General features: G+C 38.8%; 16 protein-coding genes and 2 pseudogenes. 13 read left to right on the top strand and 5 right to left on the bottom strand.

Annotated features, from left to right (window positions below; genetic code table 11):
* Positions 1–148 precede the first annotated feature (148 nt).
* The 5 genes and pseudogenes from fdhF (at position 149) to MKX49_RS11245 (ending at position 7,314) form a co-directional block, all read left to right on the top strand.
* On the top strand, positions 149–3,112 hold the full coding sequence (fdhF, locus tag MKX49_RS11265) for a formate dehydrogenase subunit alpha (RefSeq protein WP_340876509.1): 2,964 nt from the start codon (positions 149–151) through the stop codon (positions 3,110–3,112).
* A pseudogene (locus MKX49_RS11260) lies at positions 3,105–3,626 on the top strand (DUF1641 domain-containing protein); the annotation flags it as partial. The gene fdhF and the pseudogene MKX49_RS11260, both read left to right, overlap by 8 nt.
* Positions 3,627–4,328: 702 nt before the next feature.
* The gene (locus MKX49_RS11255) at positions 4,329–4,832 is read left to right on the top strand and encodes a PCYCGC motif-containing (lipo)protein (RefSeq protein WP_340876508.1); all 504 of its coding nucleotides are present in this window, start codon (positions 4,329–4,331) and stop codon (positions 4,830–4,832) included.
* Between the two features lie 182 nt (positions 4,833–5,014).
* Complete coding sequence (uvsE, locus tag MKX49_RS11250) at positions 5,015–5,986, top strand: UV DNA damage repair endonuclease UvsE (RefSeq protein ID WP_340876506.1); 972 nt, start codon at positions 5,015–5,017, stop codon at positions 5,984–5,986.
* 755 nt (positions 5,987–6,741) lie between these two features.
* Complete coding sequence (locus MKX49_RS11245) at positions 6,742–7,314, top strand: tyrosine-type recombinase/integrase (protein WP_249595880.1); 573 nt, start codon at positions 6,742–6,744, stop codon at positions 7,312–7,314.
* Positions 7,315–7,909: 595 nt separating this feature from the next.
* Here the strand turns inward: MKX49_RS11245 and MKX49_RS11240 are convergent.
* The gene (locus MKX49_RS11240) at positions 7,910–8,620 is read right to left on the bottom strand and encodes a Dph6-related ATP pyrophosphatase (RefSeq protein WP_340876503.1); all 711 of its coding nucleotides are present in this window, start codon (positions 8,618–8,620) and stop codon (positions 7,910–7,912) included.
* A 391-nt stretch (positions 8,621–9,011) separates the two neighbouring features.
* On the opposite strand from MKX49_RS11240, the gene MKX49_RS11235 reads away from it, so the two are divergent.
* From MKX49_RS11235 to MKX49_RS11215, 5 genes are all read left to right on the top strand, one after another.
* Positions 9,012–9,686, top strand: a complete 675-nt coding sequence (locus MKX49_RS11235; protein WP_048681884.1) for a GntR family transcriptional regulator — start codon at positions 9,012–9,014, stop codon at positions 9,684–9,686.
* Positions 9,687–9,700: 14 nt separating this feature from the next.
* Positions 9,701–10,918 carry an L-2-hydroxyglutarate oxidase gene (lhgO, locus tag MKX49_RS11230; protein ID WP_340876501.1) on the top strand — a complete coding sequence of 406 codons (1,218 nt, stop codon included), beginning with the start codon at positions 9,701–9,703 and terminating at the stop codon, positions 10,916–10,918.
* A 27-nt stretch (positions 10,919–10,945) separates the two neighbouring features.
* Positions 10,946–11,287: a DUF3870 domain-containing protein gene (locus tag MKX49_RS11225; protein ID WP_340876499.1), complete on the top strand. Its 342-nt coding sequence runs from the start codon at positions 10,946–10,948 to the stop codon at positions 11,285–11,287.
* Between the two features lie 328 nt (positions 11,288–11,615).
* Positions 11,616–12,554: a glutarate dioxygenase GlaH gene (gene glaH, locus MKX49_RS11220; RefSeq protein ID WP_340876498.1), complete on the top strand. Its 939-nt coding sequence runs from the start codon at positions 11,616–11,618 to the stop codon at positions 12,552–12,554.
* Between the two features lie 205 nt (positions 12,555–12,759).
* Entirely contained in the window at positions 12,760–13,521 is a 762-nt protein-coding gene (locus MKX49_RS11215; protein WP_340876497.1) for a uracil-DNA glycosylase family protein, read from the top strand.
* Positions 13,522–13,847: 326 nt separating this feature from the next.
* Here MKX49_RS11215 and MKX49_RS11210 read toward each other — a convergent pair.
* Positions 13,848–14,159 (bottom strand): annotated as a pseudogene (locus MKX49_RS11210) (transposase); the annotation flags it as partial.
* Positions 14,160–14,427: 268 nt separating this feature from the next.
* On the bottom strand, positions 14,428–15,540 hold the full coding sequence (locus tag MKX49_RS11205; RefSeq protein WP_340876496.1) for an NAD(P)/FAD-dependent oxidoreductase: 1,113 nt from the start codon (positions 15,538–15,540) through the stop codon (positions 14,428–14,430).
* Between the two features lie 173 nt (positions 15,541–15,713).
* Here MKX49_RS11205 and MKX49_RS11200 point away from each other — a divergent pair, with 173 nt between their 5' ends.
* Complete coding sequence (locus tag MKX49_RS11200; protein WP_340876495.1) at positions 15,714–16,307, top strand: branched-chain amino acid aminotransferase; 594 nt, start codon at positions 15,714–15,716, stop codon at positions 16,305–16,307.
* 237 nt (positions 16,308–16,544) lie between these two features.
* The gene (locus MKX49_RS11195) at positions 16,545–17,483 is read left to right on the top strand and encodes an MBL fold metallo-hydrolase (protein WP_340876493.1); all 939 of its coding nucleotides are present in this window, start codon (positions 16,545–16,547) and stop codon (positions 17,481–17,483) included.
* A gap of 206 nt (positions 17,484–17,689) precedes the next feature.
* Here MKX49_RS11195 and MKX49_RS11190 read toward each other — a convergent pair whose 3' ends face one another.
* Positions 17,690–19,297, bottom strand: a complete 1,608-nt coding sequence (locus MKX49_RS11190) for an FMN-binding glutamate synthase family protein (RefSeq protein WP_323596933.1) — start codon at positions 19,295–19,297, stop codon at positions 17,690–17,692.
* 142 nt (positions 19,298–19,439) lie between these two features.
* Positions 19,440–20,534, bottom strand: coding sequence for a CdaR family transcriptional regulator (locus MKX49_RS11185; protein WP_340876490.1), 1,095 nt, complete (start codon positions 20,532–20,534; stop codon positions 19,440–19,442).
* A gap of 314 nt (positions 20,535–20,848) precedes the next feature.
* Between MKX49_RS11185 and MKX49_RS11180 the strand changes: the two genes are divergently transcribed.
* Complete coding sequence (locus tag MKX49_RS11180) at positions 20,849–21,994, top strand: glycerate kinase (protein ID WP_340876489.1); 1,146 nt, start codon at positions 20,849–20,851, stop codon at positions 21,992–21,994.
* Position 21,995 lies beyond the last annotated feature (1 nt).

Here is a 21,995-nt window from a genome sequence, read left to right as displayed (position 1 = left end):
CTCATTTCGGCTTTAGTTCATTTTCTAATATGAAATTGGTCAAATGAAGACTTCCATTATTCACTTTCACAAGTTTGAGAAAATTTGTGCGAGGGTAGAAAATACCAAATGATGAATTTTATCGTTTTTTAAGAGGGGAGCGATTATTTTGCCAGAGAAAGTGCATATAAAAATCAATGGTGCTGAGACCAGTCTGGAAGGTAATCAAACAATATTACAAATGCTGACGGATAGCTCCATTGATGTCCCGAATGTTTGTTACCACCCTAGCCTAGGTCCTATCGAAACATGTGATACATGTTTAGTGAGCGTTAATGGAGAACTAGTCAGATCTTGTTCCACCAAGATAAAAGATGGGGATGTAATCGATACAGTTGGAGCAGAGGTAAAAGAAGCACAGGTCATGGCGATGGACAAGATATTATATAACCATGAGCTTTATTGTACGGTTTGCGATTATAATAATGGCACTTGTGAAATACACAATACCGTAAAGGAAATGAAGGTAAATCATCAAAGTGTTCCTTTTGATCAAAAACCCTATGAAGTAGATCGGACGAATCCATTCTATCGATATGACCCGGATCAATGCATCCTTTGCGGCCGTTGTGTTGAAGCTTGTCAAGATGTACAGGTCACTGAAACATTGACTATTGATTGGGAAGCAAAACGTCCGCGTGTCATTTGGGATGACAATGTTCCAATCAATGAATCTTCATGTGTCTCATGTGGGCACTGTTCCACCGTTTGCCCGTGTAATGCAATGATGGAAAAAGGAATGGAGGGTGAAGCCGGATTTTTAACTGGCATCGCTAAACAAACTCTTCGACCTATGATAGAAATTACGAAAAATGTTGAAACGGGTTATGGCTCGATTTTAGCGATTTCAGATATGGAATCCGCCATGAGGGATGCAAGGATCAAGAAGACGAAAACGGTTTGTACATACTGTGGTGTAGGATGCAGCTTTGACGTTTGGACCAAAGACCGTAAAATCCTTAAGATCGAACCGCAAGTGGAGGCACCTGCAAATGGAATTTCGACTTGCGTTAAAGGGAAATTCGGATGGGATTTTGTGAATAGTGAAGAAAGACTAACAAAACCTTTAATTAGAGAAGGGGATGCGTTCAGAGAGGCTGAATGGGAAGAAGCCCTTGAATTGATTTCCTTTAAATTCACCGACATCAAGGATTCTTACGGTCCTGATTCGATGGCCTTCATAACGTCTTCCAAATGCACCAATGAAGAGTCCTATTTAATGCAAAAGCTGGCTAGGGGAATCATCGGCACGAATAATGTGGATAACTGTTCCCGGTATTGTCAGACACCGGCTACTTTGGGACTATTCAGAACGGTTGGATATGGCGGAGATACAGGGGGCATAAAGGATATCGAAAAGTCCGAACTTGTATTGATCATTGGCTCCAATACATCCGAATCACACCCCGTGTTGGCTACAAGAATTAAACGTTCCCATAAACTGGGGAAACAGAAGCTGATAGTCGCAGACATCAGAAAGCATGAAATGGCTGACCGGTCCGACCTCTTCATCCAGCCTGCTCCGGGATCGGATATGATATGGCTTTCGGCCGTCACTAAATATATCGTCGATAAAGGTTGGACAGATAAAGACTTCATTAAAAATCGTGTAAATGGGATGGAGGAATATATCAAGACTTTAGAACCCTACACAATGGAATATGCAGAAAAAGTAACAGGCGTATCTAAGGAAGATTTAATTACGTTGGCAAAAGCCATTCATGAAGCGGGAAGCGTTGCAGCACTTTGGGCAATGGGCGTTACCCAGCATGGCGGAGGAAGTGATACGAGTACTGCAATTTCCAATTTATTGCTCATAACGGGCAACTACGGTAAACCTGGAACAGGCACTTACCCTTTACGCGGACATAATAATGTACAAGGAGCCAGTGATTTTGGCAGTATGCCGGATCGCTTGCCAGGTTATGAAAAAGTAACGGACGAAAAGGTAAGAGCGAAATATGAAAACATCTGGGGTGCAAAAATACCCAAAAACCCTGGCCTTAATAATCATGAAATGGTCGAAGGGATTCATTCAGGTACCATTAAAGCCATGTACTTAAAAGGTGAAGATATGGGGCTGGTCGATTCGAATATCAATCATGTCCATGAAGCATTTGAAAAACTGGACTTTTTTGTGGTACAAGATATCTTCTTATCAAGAACGGCTGAATTCGCGGATGTTGTCCTTCCAGCAAGCCCAAGCTTTGAAAAAGAAGGTACTTTCACGAATACCGAACGCCGTATACAACGTCTGTATCAAGTCTTTGAACCGCTTGGCGACTCAAAGCCTGATTGGCAAATCATAATGAATGTGGCGAATTCGTTAGGAGCGGGTTGGAATTATGGGCATCCAAGTGACATCATGGATGAAGCAGCTAAACTATCACCATTATATGCTGGAGTAAATTACGAACGCTTGGAAGGTTATAAAAGTCTTCAATGGCCAGTTGCTTCAGATGGTAAAGATACTCCATTGTTATTCACGGAAGCTTTTCCGTTTCCCGATGGAAAAGCGAGGTTATTTCCAGTCGAATGGACCAAACCGATTGACTTTGGGGATGAGTTTGATATCCATGTAAATAATGGCCGCTTATTGGAACATTTCCATGAAGGAAACATGACATATAAATCAAAAGGCATCAGTTCCAAAACGCCAAAAGTCTTCCTTGAGGTATCCCGGGAATTGGCAAAGGATAGAGGGCTTGAGGATGGCACTCTTGTTAGGCTCACTTCACCGTATGGACATGCAAAAGTGGAATGTCTGATTACGGATCGTGTAAAAGGTAAAGAAGTTTATCTTCCGATGAACGATTCAGGTGACGGGGCAATCAACCAATTGACAAGCAGCCATTCAGATAAAGATACTGATACTCCTGCTTATAAGGAAGTTCAAGCAAAAATGGAAGTGCTCAGGGTCAAAGGAGACTATCCATTGCCGAGCATCAACCATCGTAATGGTAATCCACAACCGCAGATAGGTGTACAAGTACAAAAAAAATGGGCCCGCGAAGATTATATATTCCCTGGTGACCTCTTGAAAATCAAAAAGGAGGAGAGGAACCGTGGCTAAAGCGACAAAAGTGATCAATCGAATCTCCATTAGCGATGAAGAAAGAAGAAGGATTGAACTCGAGGATATCGAGCGTACCCTTTTGGAAAATAAAGAAGTGATTAAAGAAACGTTTGAAGTCATGAAGGGCATGCAGGATCGTGGGATATTATCGATGGTTAACAGCTTGTTGAAGGAAGGGGATAAAGTGCTGAACATTCTTGTCAAGACAGCGGACACCCCAGAAACGGCAAATACGCTGAAAAATCTGCTTCTCATACTTGGCACATTAGGAACACTTAATGTTCAGCAGCTTGAACCGCTAATCCTCAAAATCAACTCAGGGATTGCCCGTGTAGCTGAAGCTGATAAAACGCCAGAAAAGCCAAGTTATTTAGCATTACTGCGTTCCTTGAATGACCAAGAAGTAAAACAAGCCATGACCTTCCTGATGACTTTTCTTAAAGGAATGGGAGAAGATACAAGCGATTTAGAAAGAACCACCCAATTGCCGGAGAATCAGCATTTGCATAAAACGAATGAAACAGCGGAAATAGAACGGCCCACCTCCAGAAAATCATACGGATCAAGTATTCCCAGTAAAAGCGGAAGCGATAAAAAACGAAACACCGGTTGGTTTTGGATTGCAGCAGGAGTTTCACTCGTAACGATTCCACTAACCTTAGCTAAAAGTAGGAAATAAAGTGCCTTGCTCGTTAAACTTATTGAAATGGACGTATCGTATACGAAATTGACTTTGTTTTTTGAGAACCCACTAAAAATATTTAAGCCGATGATTTCCAAAAGGGAATGCATCGGTTTTTTTCGTTGAACGTGCTATCAAAATTTCTCTCGCCATCCTTTTATTACATATATTTATATAAAAAAATATGGTAAATAACAAGAGCAGAAAGTAATCTTCTCCACGTCCTACGATCAAATATTGTTTTATTCTATAGAAAGAGCCATATATTCAAGCCCTGTAGGTTGTCGAGGAGTATAATAAGTAAATACGTGCCTAAAAAACACAATGATGCTAGCGCTCTTATCACAGTATCACCTCATTCTTTTATCTTAAAGCGTGGTAAATACTTTAAAATTATGTACGAAAGTCGTACCAGAAAGCCATTTTAGTATACTTGACATTTTAAATCCTAATAATTAAGGAAACTTATACTTGTAGAAACAGCTCGCGTGCCATAAAATGGGAGTATTAAAATGGTCAAGGAGTGTAAAAATGAAGCTGAAATTAATGACGGTCACTATGGGAATCTGTTTTTCGATAATACTTTCAGGTTGTTCAAGTGAAGAGGAAAGTGTTGTACAAAAAGAAAGCGGACATGAAGGACATTCAGAGCATACGGTATCCGGAGATCTTCAGGAGGAGACCAGCAGTAAGGAAATAGCACCGGATTTCTTAGCTGAAAAACCAGAGGATATGAAGACAATCTATTTAGCTGTTGCTCAAAATAAAGATTTACTAGAAAAAATACCTTGTTACTGCGGTTGCGGAGAGTCAGCTAACCATAAAAATAATTATGATTGTTTTATCCATGAGAATAAAAAAAATGGTGAAGTGGTTTGGGATGACCACGGGACAAGATGCGGAGTTTGCTTGGAAATTGCTGCGCAATCCATATTGGACTTGAATGACGGCATGAGCATCAAAGAGATCCGGAATAAAGTCGATGAAAAATATAAAAGTGGGTATGCTAAACCAACTCCTACCCCTGAAGTGTAAGTGAAAAAAAGTATGAAATTCTAGACTGAAATGATAACTTGGAAAAATGGCTTTGGCCCGATATTCTTTCGGAAAAAGGCCATTTTTTTAATTTCTTGGAGCGGTGGATTTTTCACATATATATTATTGGTCAAAAAGGGCAATACTTCCATTAAACATTCAACCGTAAAGGAGCCATCACCTTGACATTAATTCGCCTTGGTTATGTAGCCATGAGTAATCATGTGCCAAACTGTTCGCCATCCCAAACGATGACTTATACTCAGTTTTCGAAGATTAAGGACAGAGATGCAGCGATAAGGAAGCTCGAACGCCTTTCAATATCCAATCTTCATAATTGCTGGCGTTTACTGATTCATAACGAAGCCAATAATATTCAGTTCTTTAGGCTTTCTTCAAAACTTATCCCTTTAGCCAATCATCCGGAAATTCCAGAATGGGATTACATAGAAGCTATTTCAGAAGAACTGGCTAAATTAAAAACATTCATAAAAAATCACCCCAAAATAAGGATAGATTTTCATCCAGATCATTTTGTCATCTTGAATAGTTCAAATATTGATATTCTGAAGACATCCTTAAAAACATTAAGGATGCATTATACATTATTAAAAAAAATGGGAGTGGATCCCGAACATCGCTGTGTTTTGCATGTTGGCGGGGGGTATGGCGAGCATGTACAGGCATTAGAGCAGTTTATCCATAATTGGGGTTTGATTCCGGAATCGATTCAAAGAATGGTCATTCTTGAGAATGATGATACTACCTTTACTTTGTCGGAAACCCTTTATTTATGTGAGAAATTGGGAATACCGATGGTTTTTGATTATCACCATCACCTCGCACATCATTTACCAAGTGAAGATTGGAAAGATCATTGGGACCGAATATTGAATACCTGGAGTAATTCCAAACTACATCCTAAAATGCATATTTCAAGTCCAAGGTCCGATAAAGAATTTCGAGCACATGCTGACTTTGTGGATACTGGGATGTTCATGGAATTTTTGCAACAAATAAAAGGAAGCTTACCACATCTCGATTGCATGATTGAAGCAAAACAAAAAGATGGAGCGCTTTTCCAGTTGATGGAGGAGCTGAAAAGTCTCAAAGACATAGAAATCATTGATGATGCCAGTTTTTATATTCATTAATGGATTGAGGGATATTTGACAAAGGGAAGTAAATTGAATTCTCTTTATCAAATATCCATTGTTTACATAACATTATTATCGTTAATAGATTGGTGCTATTCCTGAATTCGAATTCCGTTATCAATAAAAAATTGTTTAGAAAGAGCGAGGGGTTAAAAAGTCATAAAAGTTATTGCAAAACTTCTTCATTAACAATCTGGTTAGCAGGGGGAAAGGCCCTTTTTTATAATTGGGAATACGATAGTTGTTCTGTTGTCTGTTTGAGCAGCTTTCATATTCCTTTGACTGCCCCTCTCCAAGGTACATTTATTTTTACAGGAATATATTGTAATCAAAGCCGAATATTCTATAACAAGGTGAAATCGGCGGCTTTTTAAATATCGAAAGCAGACTATGTTAAAAATTAGAAAAATAGTTATTTTTTAATATTTTATAGACAAAATATAATAAAAACCCCAAAAAACGAGCTCCATATTTGGCTTTTAAAGCTATTGTTTTAATTCATTGGAGTCTTAAGTCAAGAACCAATTAAAAGCGCTCTATGAAGCTATAAGCCGGTGAAAGGAGGGTAGTAGATTACAAGCTCTTTTTGGGTTGATTTTATAAGAATATTCCGAATGTAACAAAGGACCTCTATTGATACATTCGAAATCCCGTTAAATCAAGGTTTATAAGCGTATCAAAATTTATAAAACTTGCCTTTTTTTAAGCTGTTCACGTACAATGAAAGAAGGAGAAAGGGGAATGAGCCGTTCATGCAAGCAACCTCTCAAAAAATTAAAAATGTCCAGCCGATACGCAGGTTGGATCACATAGAAAAGATGAAAAAATCACTATTAAAATATTGCAGCTACAGGGATTATATGATGTTTTCGATCGGGATAAACATCGGGTTACGTATAGGCGACCTTTTACAATTGCGAGTGAAAGACATCCTTGAGGGTACGCATATAGTCATCGTGGAGCAAAAAACAGATAAAATTAAGCGGTTTCTTGTCAATCCTCAACTTCGTAAGGAAGTTAGGAAGTATGTCCGGAAATCGAACCTGAAAAATGAACAGTATTTATTTCCAAGTCGAAAAGGTAATGGTCCAATCACTAGGGTGCAGGCCTATCGGGTTCTGAACAAAGCGGCTGAAATGGCAGACATTCCGGATGTCGGTACACATACCCTCCGAAAAACCTTCGGCTATTTGCATTACCAAAAATTCAAGGATATCGCTTTACTGCAACAAATCCTTAATCATTCCAATCCAAAAGATACGATGATTTACATAGGACTCACACAGGATTTAATGGACGAAACATTAATGGATTTCTATTATTAACTGAACGGACAAAGACAACTCCTGTATTTTTCATTCTATTTATATGGATAACACAGTCCTTTAGAAGAGCGTTATTATAGAGAAACATTATTTCATTATATTTCTTAAAGGATAGATAAAACCGGCATCATTGGTGCGGAGAGAAAGGGCTTTCGGAAGGGGAAACGCTCCTTTTACTAGGAAAATCACCTTCACTGAGGATTTTAAAAAAATAAGAGTTTTGGTCGGGCAATAGTTTTAAATCAACCGAATGACTTTTCAAAAAAGACTAGAATATATATAGTCTTTTTTTTGATATCACCTCTACTGATTTTTATAAAGAATCGCTCAATTTCTTATCAATATAGTATATTAGAAATATTTTTTCTTTTAAAAATCTGTTGTTCTCCGGTTTAACAAATAATGAATCAGAAAGTTATCAGTAATGAATGGTTGCTGCAAAATGAAGTAACTATAATATAATTATGTTAACTAAGATGATATTATCCCACTGTTAATGGACTCATCAGATAAACTGCACCTCAATCGTTAAAGAACATCACATAATTGGGGTGCAGTATAGAGTGGTTGCCAGGAATATTGGTAATTAGTTCGGTTATAAGGTACTCTTATTCATTATATGATCTAGCTCCAAAGGTAAAAAAGCATACTCCCCGTCCTTAATAATCTCACATTTACGAACTGGAATTGGCTGTTTAAAAATAGGCCCATCTATTACTGTAGTATGAAACTCTCCACCTTCTCCGCAGGGGTCAATGCCTCGAGCTTCAAGTTCCTTCACGTATTCATGGGTTAACGTTCGTCCTAAATCATCCTCTCGCATCCCCAATGATAAATTAACGGTTACAATCATCGTAACGAATCCTAGATTCATGAACTCTTCGACAGCTTCACGATGGTTCATTTCCCATAAAGGCATTCCAAGCTTCAATCCGGCATTCTTCGTAACCTTATCATGCCAACAGCCATGGGCAGGCATATCCAGGTCTCCAGTTACCAACACTTCTGCTCCTAGATTCTTAGCATCTTTTAAAAGGCGCATAAATACCTTTTCATAATCAATCCAACTGGCAGCCGCAGTATATACAGGCAAACCTATTGATTCAGCTTGGGCTTTTATGAGTTCCGGAGGCATTCCATGGGATCTGGAACGTTTTCCTTCCTCCTCCAGCATGACAATCAGCCCTACAGCTTCTCCAACCTTCAATGCTTTATATAAGGCTAAAACACTATCTTTTCCTCCGCTAAAAGATGCTATGAATTTATGCCCGAGAGCACTATTTTTCCAATCGATTAATTCTGCCATGCAATTTTCCCCTTTATTCTAATGACTTTTACCAATTTCATATTTTGTATTTCATAACTATATTTGTTTGATTTTAACACGGTTGGAGCCTGCAGATAAGATATTAATGTATCTTGATACAAAAAGACTTGATTTAAATGGAATTTCATCCAAAAAAAACTTCTCTATACTGAACTGAACAATATAAGATGATTATTTTAAATCACTAGTGTTTAGCTACATATAAATGAATGCCATAAATTATCATTATATGAGAGAAGTAGATGTTTACCTAGGAATGTATCCAGTGTTTTTTTAATTGGATACAATTTATTTAATTTTCTGTATTGTAATCGCTTTATTAAGTTGATATAGTTTTAATTGTATCCAATATCGAAAGGTGGACGCTGGATTGGATAATGCTAATTCTAAAAGAGATAAATCTACAATCGTAAAAAATGTAACGAAAAGTCTTAGGAAGGCGATTTTGAATGGGACGTTGAAAAAGGGGGAGCGACTCATCCAAGAGGAGTGGGCAGATCGCCTGGAAGTAAGCAGAATGCCCATTCGTGAAGCCCTTACACAACTTCAAATGGAGGGGTTGGTGGAAATGGTTCCTCATAAAGGAGCAATCGTCACACCGATTACCCGGGATGATATTGAAGAAATTTATCATACCAGGTCCCTGCTTGAAGGCCTTGCTGTAGAAAAGTCGCTTCCTTTTTTAACAAAGGAGGATAAAGAAAAATTAAAGGGAATTTTGATTGAAATGGAAGGGATTCAGTTATCTGATGAAACCAATGAACATTATATCCTTTTGAATGCGGCTTTTCATGAAACCCTCCGAAAAGGGTGCCCATGGCCAAGAGTTCAAAAAATGGTAGAAACGTTGGGGATCTCACCCATTGCGCCGAATTTGCTGATTGATTATTACCCAGAAACGCAACGGGAACACCGGATGATATATGAAGCGGCACTAAGAGGGGATCCTGCAGAACTAAGGGCAGCAGTAGAATTTCACATCTTACGGACTAAGAACAATTTAATTACGTATATGGAGTTGCTGAATACTAAAAATCATCAATAAAAGGAGTGTTAATTGTGTATGATTTCGCAATTGTTGGCGGGGGAATTGTAGGTTTATCGACGGGAATGGCCCTTTATCAGCGGTTTCCTAATGCTAAAGTGGTAGTCATTGAAAAAGAGGCTGTTGTTGCAGATCATCAAACGGGGCATAACAGCGGCGTAATCCATTCAGGAATTTATTATAAACCAGGCAGTTTCAAAGCACGGTTTGCCCGTCAAGGAAGCAAATCAATGACGGAATTCTGTAGGATGCATGGAATTGATCATGATATTTGTGGCAAGGTCATTGTTGCAACAAAACCAGAAGAGTTGCCCCTTCTAGATGATTTATTTTCACGCGGTTTACAAAATGAGCTAGCTATCCAAAGAATCGGTGTGGAAGAGTTAAAGGAAATTGAACCGCATGTTAATGGACTAGGAGCGATTCGCGTCCCGCAAGCTGGCATCGTCAATTATCGTCAGGTAAGTGAAAAGATGGCGGATATCATCCGAGGCAACGGCGGTGAAATCAAGCTGAATACAAAGGTGGAGAAGATTGACGAGGATTCTGATGAAGTCATCATCACTACGAATAACGGGACAATAAAAGCAAGGATAGTCATTAATTGCGCTGGATTGCACAGTGACCGTATCGCAGCAGCCGCGGGGTATAAAACTGATATGAAAATTGTCCCGTTTCGGGGTGAATATTTTAAATTGAAGCCCGAAAAGCGCTTTCTTGTCAATCATTTAATTTATCCGGTACCTAACCCTAAGTTTCCATTTCTAGGAGTTCATTTCACACGGATGATTAGCGGCGAAGTAGATGCTGGACCAAATGCTGTACTAAGTTTCAAACGTGAAGGTTATAAAAAAACTGACTTCAATGCGAAGGATTTAACTGAAGTTTTAAGCTATAAAGGTTTTTGGAAACTGGCCAGTAAATTCATGAAGGAAGGGATGGATGAATATGTCCGTTCTTTTAGTAAAAAGCAATTTACGAAAAGCCTGCAGGAATTGATTCCGGAAATTCAAGAAGATGATTTAATCCCAGCACCTGCCGGAGTCCGGGCACAGGCGTTACAGGATGATGGTAATATGGTGGATGATTTTCATATTATAATGGGGAAACGGACCATTCATGTTTGTAATGCACCGTCACCTGCAGCAACAGCCTCCATTGAAATTGGAAAAGAGGTTGTTACCCGCATTCCGGAACAAACACACTTATTGGAAGCTGTATTGACAAAATAATATTCGTTAAAGAGAGGAAGAGGCCTCATGTTCAATGGTAAAACAATTTTTATTGCAGGTCACGCACGTTTACCTCAAGGGATGGCGGCGAAAAGTGTCTTTGAAACATTGACCATCACTGCAGAAGTCGATGCTAAATATGGTGTTGTCCTGGAGGCTTCTTGTACACTGGCAACAGAGCATGGACGGGAATTTATTGGGCATTTGTTAAAAGGAATCAGTTTAAATGATGGTGTTGATGAAGCGATAGAATCGATTACATCTTATTATCGGGGGAAAGCGGCTAATGCATTGATTGCTGCCTTGAAGGACCTGGATCTCCATTTTCAGCAAATTAAAGCGGCAGAAAAAACGAAACTACCAAGTTAGTAAAATGATTTATCAGAATAATTTGTAAAAGGTGTTGACATTTTTACGGAAAAACGTTTTAATGTAATTAAGCCAATATTATGACATTAACACCTTTTGGAAAATACCTTTTCAGAATCGTGTAAAGATCTTAATGATTGGAAACAGGAAAAATAAATCATACATAAACTGCATATTCGCTGTGACTCTATTTGCATAGAGCAGTGAAGTGAATATAAGCCAGTTGTACAGTTGGATTCCCATTTTATTTGGGGATCATGTGCGACTGGCTTTTTATATTTCCTGTTAACTTTGTCACCTATATTACAAATAACAGGAGGAATCATTCATGAACATTGCAGAAAAAAAGAGAGCGAAGTTTGAAAGGAAAACAGAAAAATACGAGGTGAAAGTTCACCCTCAATCCAGCCGTTTATATCATATTGAAATTTCAAAAGAGGCGATTGCTGCTTTTTTAGAAACGGTATCCAAGGATAATCAGTCTGTTCAACATCTGGAATATACGCCATATGCACGACTCATCATTGCTTCATATCTTTTGGATCAAGTAGGGGAAGACTTTGGTGAATTGCTTCGTAACATCGTTCATGATCGGGAATCCGGCGGCTTCACCCTTGGCTTGGAGGGTGTCACGGAGAATACAGATGAATATGTCATTTTTGCAACGGCCATTTCATACTTGCTGGGAACTCCAAACCATGATTCCATGTCAGGGAAATATTATGCCCGCTTCAGTGTTCAAGACACGGATAGCAGTGATTCATATTTACGTCAGGCTTATCGTTTATTTACACTTCATACGGATGGCACCTTTGTAGATGAACCAACGGACTGGTTACTAATGATGAAGATGATCGAACAAAATGCACGCGGTGGCGAATCACGTTTATTGCATTTAGACGATTGGAAAGAGCTTGATATGTATGTGAATCATCCATTATCCAGCCACAAATTTACGTATAAAGCTCCAAAAAGTAAGAACGTTGACCAGGAAATTGAAAGATTGACCTTCTTCAATCATAATAACAAACCTGGTGTATGTTTTATCGATCAATTTGTTTATCCTGAATCAATCGAACAAGCCAAATACTTGCGCGATTTATCCAATTCATTAGAAAGTGATGAAAGTGTACTTGAACTTGAACTGCCTGTTGGAGATTTAGTTGTTGTCAACAACATATTCTGGCTTCACGGCCGCGCTGCATTTGAAAAGGATTCGAACCTGAATCGTGAATTACTTCGCCAACGCGGAAGGTTCAATCAATAGTTTCATTTTGTAAACCCAAACATTTTTTTCATCCCCAAATACCATTTTAAAGATAAATTCTTTTCAATCCAAGGGTTGGAAAGCAATTTATCTTTTTTTTGAGGTTTCCAACAAGATTCATAATGCCCCTATGTCGGTGGCAAATCTGGATTTCTGATATACTGAATTGGCCAAAATAAATAAAGGGAAGAAGGGGTAGTAATTTATGGGGATCGCTAATTTTTCTAAGTTTACGCAATTTAAAGACTTAATTAAAGCTTTACCTGCTGTCTATACAGAAGAAATGATAAAGAGCGAGCAATTTTTGCTTGAAAGAGAAGAAAAGAAAAAACTCGAATTATATTATGCTCCTTTCGAATATATAAATGAACGGGCCAAAGTGGTGATTGTCGGAATCACTCCTGGTTTACATCAAATGAAAAAATCTTATTCTACCGTAATTAATGCAAGAGGGCACCTGCATGGTGACGAAGAGATCCTGCACGAAGTAAAAAAAAATTCCAGTTTTGACGGAACGATGAGAAAAAATTTAGTTAAAATGTTGGATGAGCTTGGATTACACACATACTTAAACATTTCGTCCACACTAGATCTTTTTGACGAAGCGAGTCACCTCGTTCATACTACCTCAGTTTTAACCTACCCAGTTTTTTATAACGGAAAAAACTATAGTGGAACAACTCCGAACATTTTAAAGACCGAGTTGCTTAAAAAAAATATAATGGAAGGCTTTGCTACCGAAATAGGTACCATTGAACGTCCGCTTATTATTCCTTTAGGCGTTAATGTTACCAAGGTCTTAAACTATTTAGCGGGTCAAGATTATATGGATGCCAATAACATACTTCTAGGATTTCCTCATCCATCTGGAGGAAATGGGCATCGACATAAGCAATTTGCAGCAAATAAAGAGCAAATGAAAATGATGTTACAGCACTATTTTTCAAAGGAAATGACCGCGGGTTAAAAAGGAGTGCTGTATGCTCATTGAATCTTTTGTAGGTATAAAAGGATGGAAAACAGTTAATTATTGAATTCTATAATTCATCTATTTGTGTTAAAAGTAAAATTAACTATTTACTACTGATATTATGGTGATTATAATAGGAACGAATGTTCTTAATTATAGGAGGCATTAACATGGATGAATTAGAGGAATTTTTAAAAACACTCACTATTGAAGAGTTAAAAGTTATTTATGAAGAAGTAAGTGAACCTGATATTAATAAATAGATGAAATAAATTGAAATGGAAGATTCTTATTTTTTCATTTCAAAGAACAGCATGATTTTTGAAATGAGGTACTTTATCATGAAAACCATAGCCTAAGAACCAACGGTAAGTCATATTTGTTTCCGCTTCTTCAATCGTTTTACGCATGGAGCGAATACCAAAGGTATGTTGAATGAATGTCAGTTTAACTAAAATAACTGGATCAATACTTGGGCGTCCTACCTCTGAATACATATCTTTCACCAAGTCATAAATGAAAGTGAAGTCAATGGCAGCCTCCATTTTACGAACCAAATGGTTCGGTGGCACCAGTTGATCTAAAGTAATCATTTCACGTTGATCGCGCAGAATAGAATCATGTTTAGAAAGCATCTTCATCACCTCAAGTTTTAATACTTCTATTTTAAAACAAAAATGACTAGGCAAAAGTGTTCTATCTAAAAGTTAAAGCAACGTCCAAATTGTACAAACCAAAATAAATAGACAAACTCTATTTTCCTCGAGTTTGTCTACAGTCTGAATCAAGGACCCATTAAAGGTCCTTGATTTTTTTATGAAAAGGACCATTTTAAAAAAACGGAACTGATCATTTTCTGATCAGTGGAGTTCATACAGCAAGTTAATTAAAGGGAAGCTAAATTTATAGCGCACCTCTTACATCATAATTTTCGATTTCGATTTCAATTTCTCTGTCAAGTGCGAGGTTTGCCAATAGTGAGCCTATATACGGGCCCATTGTTAAACCTGAAGCTCCAAGACCATTGGCTACGATTATGCCTCCCCAGCCAGGTAAAGGTCCCATGACGGGAAGGAATCCCGGCGTGAATGGACGGAATCCGACCCTTGCTTCAACAAACGTACTATCTGTCAAACCGGGGGCGGTTTGCAAGGCTTTGTTGAAAACCTCCTGCAGCCCTCCTGCGGTCATTCGGTTATCGAAAACTTCCGTATTTTCATGAGTCGCCCCCGCAACGATTTTATTATTATCAAAAGCCAATAGATATTGATCACTCGGAGGCATGACTACAGGCCAGTTATTTGTATTTTCATTTGCCATTTCCAGATGAATGATTTGAGCCTTTTGGAAAGTCACTTGAAAATTCACGCCCAGTGGTTTCAGTAATTCCGATGCCCAGGCGCCAGCACAAACAATCACTTTATCAGCAGGAATGAATTCATCTCTAAGTGTTACACCTGACACTTGAGTACCGTTATATGTAAGTTTAGCCTCGCCATACATAAGTTTTGCACCGTATTTTTGTGAAGCCCTCAATAAGGAATCACGTAGTGCGCGTCCATCGACCCGCGCTGCACCACTCACATGAACGGCTGCATATTCGCTGGAAAGAGGCGGGAATAAGGCACGTGTTTCCTCTGCGGAAAGTAAGGTGATCGCCCCCATCTCCGGTGCATCTTCTTGCCGTTTTGTCGCCCGGTCCTTCATGGCATTCAGTTTAGCTTCATCTGTATGCAGACTTATGGCACCGACCTGGGCATACCCGGTCTCGGTTTCACCGTCCCGTTCAAGTTCTTTAATTAAACCCGGGTAAAATGCCGCACCATTTTTGGCAAGAAGATACCAAGCTTGGTTGCGTCTTTGCGATATCCACGGGCAAACGATTCCAGCAGCTGCAGATGTTGCTTGACCGACATCTTGGCGGTCAATAATAATCACTTCAACCCCATTTTTAGCCAACTGATAGGCAGTGGAAGCTCCCAAAATTCCTGCACCAACTACAATGATTTTTTGCATGATTCAACATCTCATTTCTTTCATATGTATAAACACTTACCACTACTATATCGAAGACTCGAAATGATTGCCATATCTGATATTGTAATTTCTTTCACAAAGTTATTTTATCTATACTGAATATGCTATGATTGAAATTGTGAAAGCTTGAAAAGACACTAGGAGGACATATCATGCTAAAAAAACAAATGGAATCATACATATCAAAATCCGTAATCGAAAACAAGATTGAGTTATTTAAAGAAGAAAAGGACTATGTAGAAAAGCATAAATTACTCGCTGAAGATATCATTATAGTGGAAAAAGAAAATGCATCGCGTTTTACGGATGCTTATATGGAGCGGAGTAATAAAGAGAGTGAAGAATTAATCTCTGAAGAGAAGTCTGCATTTTTATCACAACCAATCGAGTATTTGAAAAAAAACAAAGATGAATTCCTTTACTTTGAATCACAATGGTTCGAATTAATCGGTGTTGAGGCACTTTCGTTAGAAGTCGATGATGTTTTCGGTACATATAATGCTATGTTCGGATTGAAATTCCAGAAAAAAATGGGAGATGTTTTAAAAACGTATTTAACCAAGGAACTCCAAGAAGGAATTGGGTCGTTCAGTTTAATGTTTAACCAGGGCGAAGGGCTATGGGATGTGAATTTTGCCTTGGATAACATTAATGGGTTTCAAGAAGACATGTCATTGGAAGAAGCTTTTCATTTAATTTATCATTTTCTTTTCAACCTTGTTCAAACGATCGAGGAAGATATGTAAAACGAGGTGCCGCCATTAATTTTAATGGCGGTTTTTTAAATTTTCATGGATAATCCATTGCCCCTAGGCTATGGCTTCTGGATTTTAATCGATTGGCTCTAGATATGATTAAAGGAAACTGAGAAAATTCGTCGAATTTATTAATGATATACGATATTTAATAAACTTAAATGTTTTGTTTTAGCAATTTCGATTTTTTTTATGTAAATGCAGTTAAATCGGAAGGGGAAGTTATACTTGCTGAATGAATTGAAAGTTACTCAAATTACCATTCCATTGCCTTTTAGATTGGACCATGTCCATTGTTTCCTAGCGGAAGGTGAAAAAGGATGGACTATCATTGATGCGGGATTAAATAACAAAACGACAAGGGATTTATGGAACCCAATTACCGAAAAACACGATATTACCGATATTATCATCACACATTATCACCCAGATCATTTCGGGTATGCAGGGACATTACAACAATTGACCGGTGCGGATGTATGGATGACAGAAGTCGATGAGCATGCGGGAACTACGTATTGGGAAGCCGAATCGCTGAATCTGCTTAAAGAAAATTACAATGCGTGTGGTATGGAAGAAGATGTCGCCGTGGCCTTATCCAGTGACGAAAGCGGATTCATGCCACAAGTAAAACCCTATCCTACCGTAAATCATCATCTTGAGGAAGGAATGAAACTGCATTTTGGCAAATATGAGTATGAAGTGCTTTTCACTCCGGGACATTCTGATGGCCTGATTTCCTTATACAATAAGGAAAATAGCGTCCTTTTCTCGACAGATCATATATTGCCCAAGATATCTCCAAATATTTCTTATTGGTTTAAAGGTTTCAGCAACCCATTGGAAGAGTTTTTTAATTCTTTGAAAAAAATACAAAAGCTGGACGTTGAATATGTCATCCCTTCTCATGGGAAACCGTTTCAAAATGCCAATAAAAGAATTGTTGAATTGTTGGATCACCACCAGGACCGGTTGCATATAATTCATGAAAACATGAAAGAGCCGATTTCTGTAAAAAGTGCTTGCCAGATCTTATTTGGAAATCTGTCCATTCACGAAACCAGATTTGCTGTTGGTGAAACATTGGCACACCTAGAATACCTTCTTTTGAATGACCAGTGCAGAAAGTTTAAACGTGATGGCAAATGGTATTATCAATCCATCTGAAATTTTTGATAATCCCGAATTTTAGCTAATGCCGCTTGTATTACTGCAGCTTATGTTTATTATCGCTATGGAAAGCTGGCGGGTAAGGGAAAAGTGGAGACAGGGGGATATTCGATTACATGCCTAATACATTTTTGCAGCTTATAAGGCTTCATTGATTGAAAAAGAAAAAAACACCGCCCCAACATACTTGGGCGGTGATTTTTTCATTGCCTGGAACCTATTTGTCCATTAACCTCTTTCATAATATCTTCAAGGGATGTAACAATTCCTTTATCGTCCTTATAGCTAATATGCTTAGGTTGAAAATGGTTAGGCGATTCTAAACCGGCAGCCGCTGAGATCCGAAATAATCCTTTTCTAAGGGTTACAAGAAAGTTAACCACGCGGTATTTCTTTTCATCTATGACAAGTGCTTTTTGCAATTCCGGATCAGTGGTGGCTACCCCGACAGGACAAGCATTGGAATGGCATTTCATCGTCTGGATACATCCTATCGCAATCATGAAACCTCGAGCTATGTTAACAAGGTCTGCTCCCATGGCCAGGGCTATCGCAATTCTATCAGGCGTGAACAATTTACCGGAGGCGATGATTTTAACCCGATCGCGGACACCGTATTTTTCCAATGTCGATACCAAAATCGGCAAAGCGGATTTTATCGGCAATCCTACGCTATCGATCAATTCCTGATAAGATGCACCTGTGCCGCCTTCACCGCCATCCAATGAAATGAAATCCGGACCTTTCCCGGTTTCTTTCATGTAGCTAGCAAGCTCTTCAACACTGTCAGTGCCGCCGATGACCATTTTGATACCGACCGGGATTCCAGTATGTTCCCTGATTTTTTCGATAAAATCGCACATGGATTTTACGTCATTGTATTGATAAAACCGATTCGGACTATCAATCGCTTTGTACGGAACGACCTTACGGATTTCAGCGATTTCCGGATTCACTTTTTCAGCATCGATATGCCCTCCGCGAGTTTTGGCACCTTGAGCCAATTTGATTTCAAATGCTTTGATTTCAGGTATTTCACTTTTTCTTTTTAACTCATCCCAATCCATTTCGCCGAAACTATCACGAACTCCAAACATGGCTGGACCGATTTGCATGATTATATCGACACCGCCAATTAAATGATAAGGAGATAGTCCACCTTCACCTGTATTCATCCAGGTGCCTTTTGCTGCAGCCAATCCCTCAGAAAGCGCAGTGATTGCGTTCTTTCCCAAAGAGCCATAACTCATGGCTGACATGCCGATAAGACCTTTTAGTCGAAAAGGGTTCTTAGTGTTTGGGCCAATGATTACGGCATCCTCATCATCCAATAAGAATGCAGAGGATACTTCATCTTCCCATTTTTCTTCACGTTGTGAGAAAAGCGGGTCTTTTAATAGAATGTACCTTTTCGTCGTCACTTTAGTTTCACGATCATATTTTTCTTCTTCGGCCAATTTTGGGAACATGCTATTTTTAACAAAGAAGCCTTCCTCATCAAAATCCCGTTTTGAGCCAAAACCTATGACATCCCGTAAATATTTTGAACTTTTCACCATATGTTCATAGTCATCACGGGAAAAGGGTTTTCCTTCGTTATCACTATTAAACCAATATTGCCGCATCTCAGGTCCGATTTTTTCCAGAAAGTATCGTACTCTCCCAAGCACGGGGTAATTCCTTAAAATTGCATGATGCTTCTGCATGCGATCAAAGAAAATCATATAAATTAATAGTAAAACCAAAACGATGATAATGATGAAAACAACGGTAAATCCAAGGATAATTAAAAGATTTGCGATGCCACTCATTCAATCCCTCCTGATATGCAAAAAAATCATGTATTTTTAATCTACTCGGTAATTCGATCAATTATACAGATTTCCATGCAAGGCTTTTATAGGGATTGAACGAAAACAATTTAAATTTGCAATATTGTTCTCACAATATCTTTCAACTTCTCCTTTTCGATTGGCTTACCCAAATGGCAAACTGCAAAGTTATGGCATCATGCAGCACCTGTGGGTTATATCCGGTAATTTCCTTGATTTTTTTTAATCGGTATATAAGGGAATTACGATGGATATACATTCTTTTTGCACATTCCCCGATATTTAAGTTACTAAGGAAAAATTGTTGCAGCGTCTCAATCAACTTTTCGGATAAGCTGCCTAAAATTCTTTCCTGAAATTGCTGTTTCGTCCGCTCATCTATCCTTTCCAACAGAGCTTTTGTTTCCACATCAGTATATCTAGTTAAAGCTTGATTGGCTTCACCTAGTAAAAGTGCCGCTTCAGCTTCACGGAAGGAGTGGACGATGTATGATTCCTTAGCCACAATAGAGCCCAAACCGATTCGTATAACGAAGCCTTTTGCTTTTAATTGTTTGATGGCTGAATCCAGTCTTTTGTCCATGTTTTTTCCGCTAAGCGCCGTAGTGAGAATGAAAACCCGATTCACATTCAGGAACCCAACAAGGGCTTGCTGGGAACCAAAAACAGTTTCAGTCATTTGAATCAGCTCATTCTTATTTAACGGATTTAATTTCATTTCCATTACCCCCACTTGATAGGGAGGTTCTAATTTCATTCCAATCAGTTCAAGTCTTTGATCAATCGAATGCTGATTGATATCTTCCTTTAATAAGTCTTCAAATACCAATTCTTTCAAGTGTTGTTTCCATTCGAGTTGTTCCGCCATAAAAGCTTGATGAAGCATCATTTCCGTTATCATCTTCACCAATTCGCCGAATTCCAAAAGTTCTGTCGGATCTCCGGTGATCCCGATGACACCTATAATTACATTTTGAAAATTAATCGGCAAATTAATTCCAGGAAGGACACCTACCCATTGATGACGATCATTTTCGGGAATGATTAAAGGCTTTCCCGTTTTCAGTACTTCCATTGCTCCTAAATGCAATTGGTCGATGCGGTCATGATTTCCGGAAGCGATGATGATTCCTTTATCATCCATAATATTAATATTTCTGTTAAGTCTATTGGTGGTTTGTTTGACAATTTCCATTGCAATTTCTTGGGTCAGCATTCAAGTCATCCTTCTAGAGTTTTTTTATTTGGTTATCCAGTTTGCGCTAACAGAATGGTAATCATATTTCATGCAAACAAGCTATGATTTTTCATGTAAAGGGGATTGTCGGTAGTTTAAGACCTTAGCTATCTTGTACTCTAGGAAAATGGGCAAATAACAGAAAACTTTCCCGAAGATCATTTTTTCTATACAGTATAGCCAAAAAAGTCAAATATGTCATACTAATTTTCGTTTAGAATGTACGATGATTAAAATATTTCTGAAGATTATAATTAAATTGATATAAAAATATATTCAAAGGGGAACTGAGCATGAAAATTGTTATTGCACCAGATTCCTATAAAGGAAGTTTATCAGCAACAGAAGCTTCAAAAGCTATTGAGCGAGGAGTCAGGAAGGCACTGCCGGATGCGGAGACAGAATTGGTTCCTGCGGCGGATGGCGGGGAAGGCACGATGGATAGTCTTGTTGCAGCTACAAATGGACGAAAAGTTGAAGTGACCGTTAAAGGACCTTTACTTGAAGATGTTCAGGCAGCATATGCAATCTTGGGCGATCAAAAAACATGTGTGATTGAAATGGCCAGTGCATCTGGTCTATGCCTAGTCGATCCAGCTGAATTGAACCCATTGATCACTACTTCATACGGGACAGGGGAGCTTATACAAAAAGCATTGAATGATGGCTGTCGAAAGTTCATTTTAGCGGTTGGTGGAAGCGCTACCAACGATGGCGGTGTCGGTATGCTCCAGGCTTTGGGAATGAAGGTGTTTGATGAAGAAGGTAAAAGTCTGGGATACGGAGGTGCCGAATTATCACGGATATCAGACATTAATACAGAGGATTTTGATTCCAGAATAGCGGATTCCGAATTTTTGATTGCGTCGGATGTCCAAAATCCGTTAATCGGTCCTGATGGGGCATCAAGGGTATTCGGACCTCAAAAAGGGGCGACTCCTGACATGGTTGAAATGCTTGATAAAGCTTTATCAACATGGGCTGATTTGGTGGAAATCAAAACAGGCATACACTTGCATGATAAAGCAGGTGCTGGTGCTGCAGGAGGAATTGGAGGTGCATTTCAAGCCTTTTTCCGTGCAGAAACAAAAAGGGGCATAGATATTGTCATGGAGTATACGAAACTGGGTGAAAAATTGTCCGGTGCCGATTGTGTCTTTACCGGTGAGGGCCAAATCGATTACCAGACTGCTTCAGGCAAAACACCCATGGGAGTTGCACAAGAAGCCAAAAAGCATGGTATTCCGGTATTTGTTTTGACTGGATCGATTGGAACAGGTATTGAAGTTTTATATGACCACGGAATAACGAGTGTTCATAGTTTGGTGAACTCTCCCATGCCTTTAAAGGAAGCTATGGAAAGAGGAGCTGAATTGTTGGAAGCTTCAGCCGAACAAGTAATGCGGACTTTTTTGGCAGCAATCAAAAATAGGGGGTAAT

It is taken from the genome of Peribacillus sp. FSL M8-0224, from assembly GCF_038003055.1.
GTDB lineage: Bacteria > Bacillota > Bacilli > Bacillales > DSM-1321 > Peribacillus > Peribacillus frigoritolerans.
The sequence above is the reverse complement of the archived record's forward strand: the minus strand, read 5'-3'. Positions and strand labels throughout refer to the sequence as shown.

Coding starts and splice junctions, on each gene's coding strand:
- MKX49_RS11190 (WP_323596933.1), bottom strand. CDS start 19,297: ATGAGTGGCATCGCAAATCTTTTAATTATCCTTGGATTTACCGTTGTT.
- MKX49_RS11205 (WP_340876496.1), bottom strand. CDS start 15,540: ATGCAAAAAATCATTGTAGTTGGTGCAGGAATTTTGGGAGCTTCCACT.
- MKX49_RS11215 (WP_340876497.1), top strand. CDS start 12,760: ATGGGGATCGCTAATTTTTCTAAGTTTACGCAATTTAAAGACTTAATT.
- MKX49_RS11180 (WP_340876489.1), top strand. CDS start 20,849: ATGAAAATTGTTATTGCACCAGATTCCTATAAAGGAAGTTTATCAGCA.
- MKX49_RS11255 (WP_340876508.1), top strand. CDS start 4,329: ATGAAGCTGAAATTAATGACGGTCACTATGGGAATCTGTTTTTCGATA.
- MKX49_RS11240 (WP_340876503.1), bottom strand. CDS start 8,620: ATGGCAGAATTAATCGATTGGAAAAATAGTGCTCTCGGGCATAAATTC.
- MKX49_RS11185 (WP_340876490.1), bottom strand. CDS start 20,534: ATGCTGACCCAAGAAATTGCAATGGAAATTGTCAAACAAACCACCAAT.
- MKX49_RS11200 (WP_340876495.1), top strand. CDS start 15,714: ATGCTAAAAAAACAAATGGAATCATACATATCAAAATCCGTAATCGAA.
- glaH (WP_340876498.1), top strand. CDS start 11,616: ATGAACATTGCAGAAAAAAAGAGAGCGAAGTTTGAAAGGAAAACAGAA.
- MKX49_RS11245 (WP_249595880.1), top strand. CDS start 6,742: ATGCAAGCAACCTCTCAAAAAATTAAAAATGTCCAGCCGATACGCAGG.
- MKX49_RS11225 (WP_340876499.1), top strand. CDS start 10,946: ATGTTCAATGGTAAAACAATTTTTATTGCAGGTCACGCACGTTTACCT.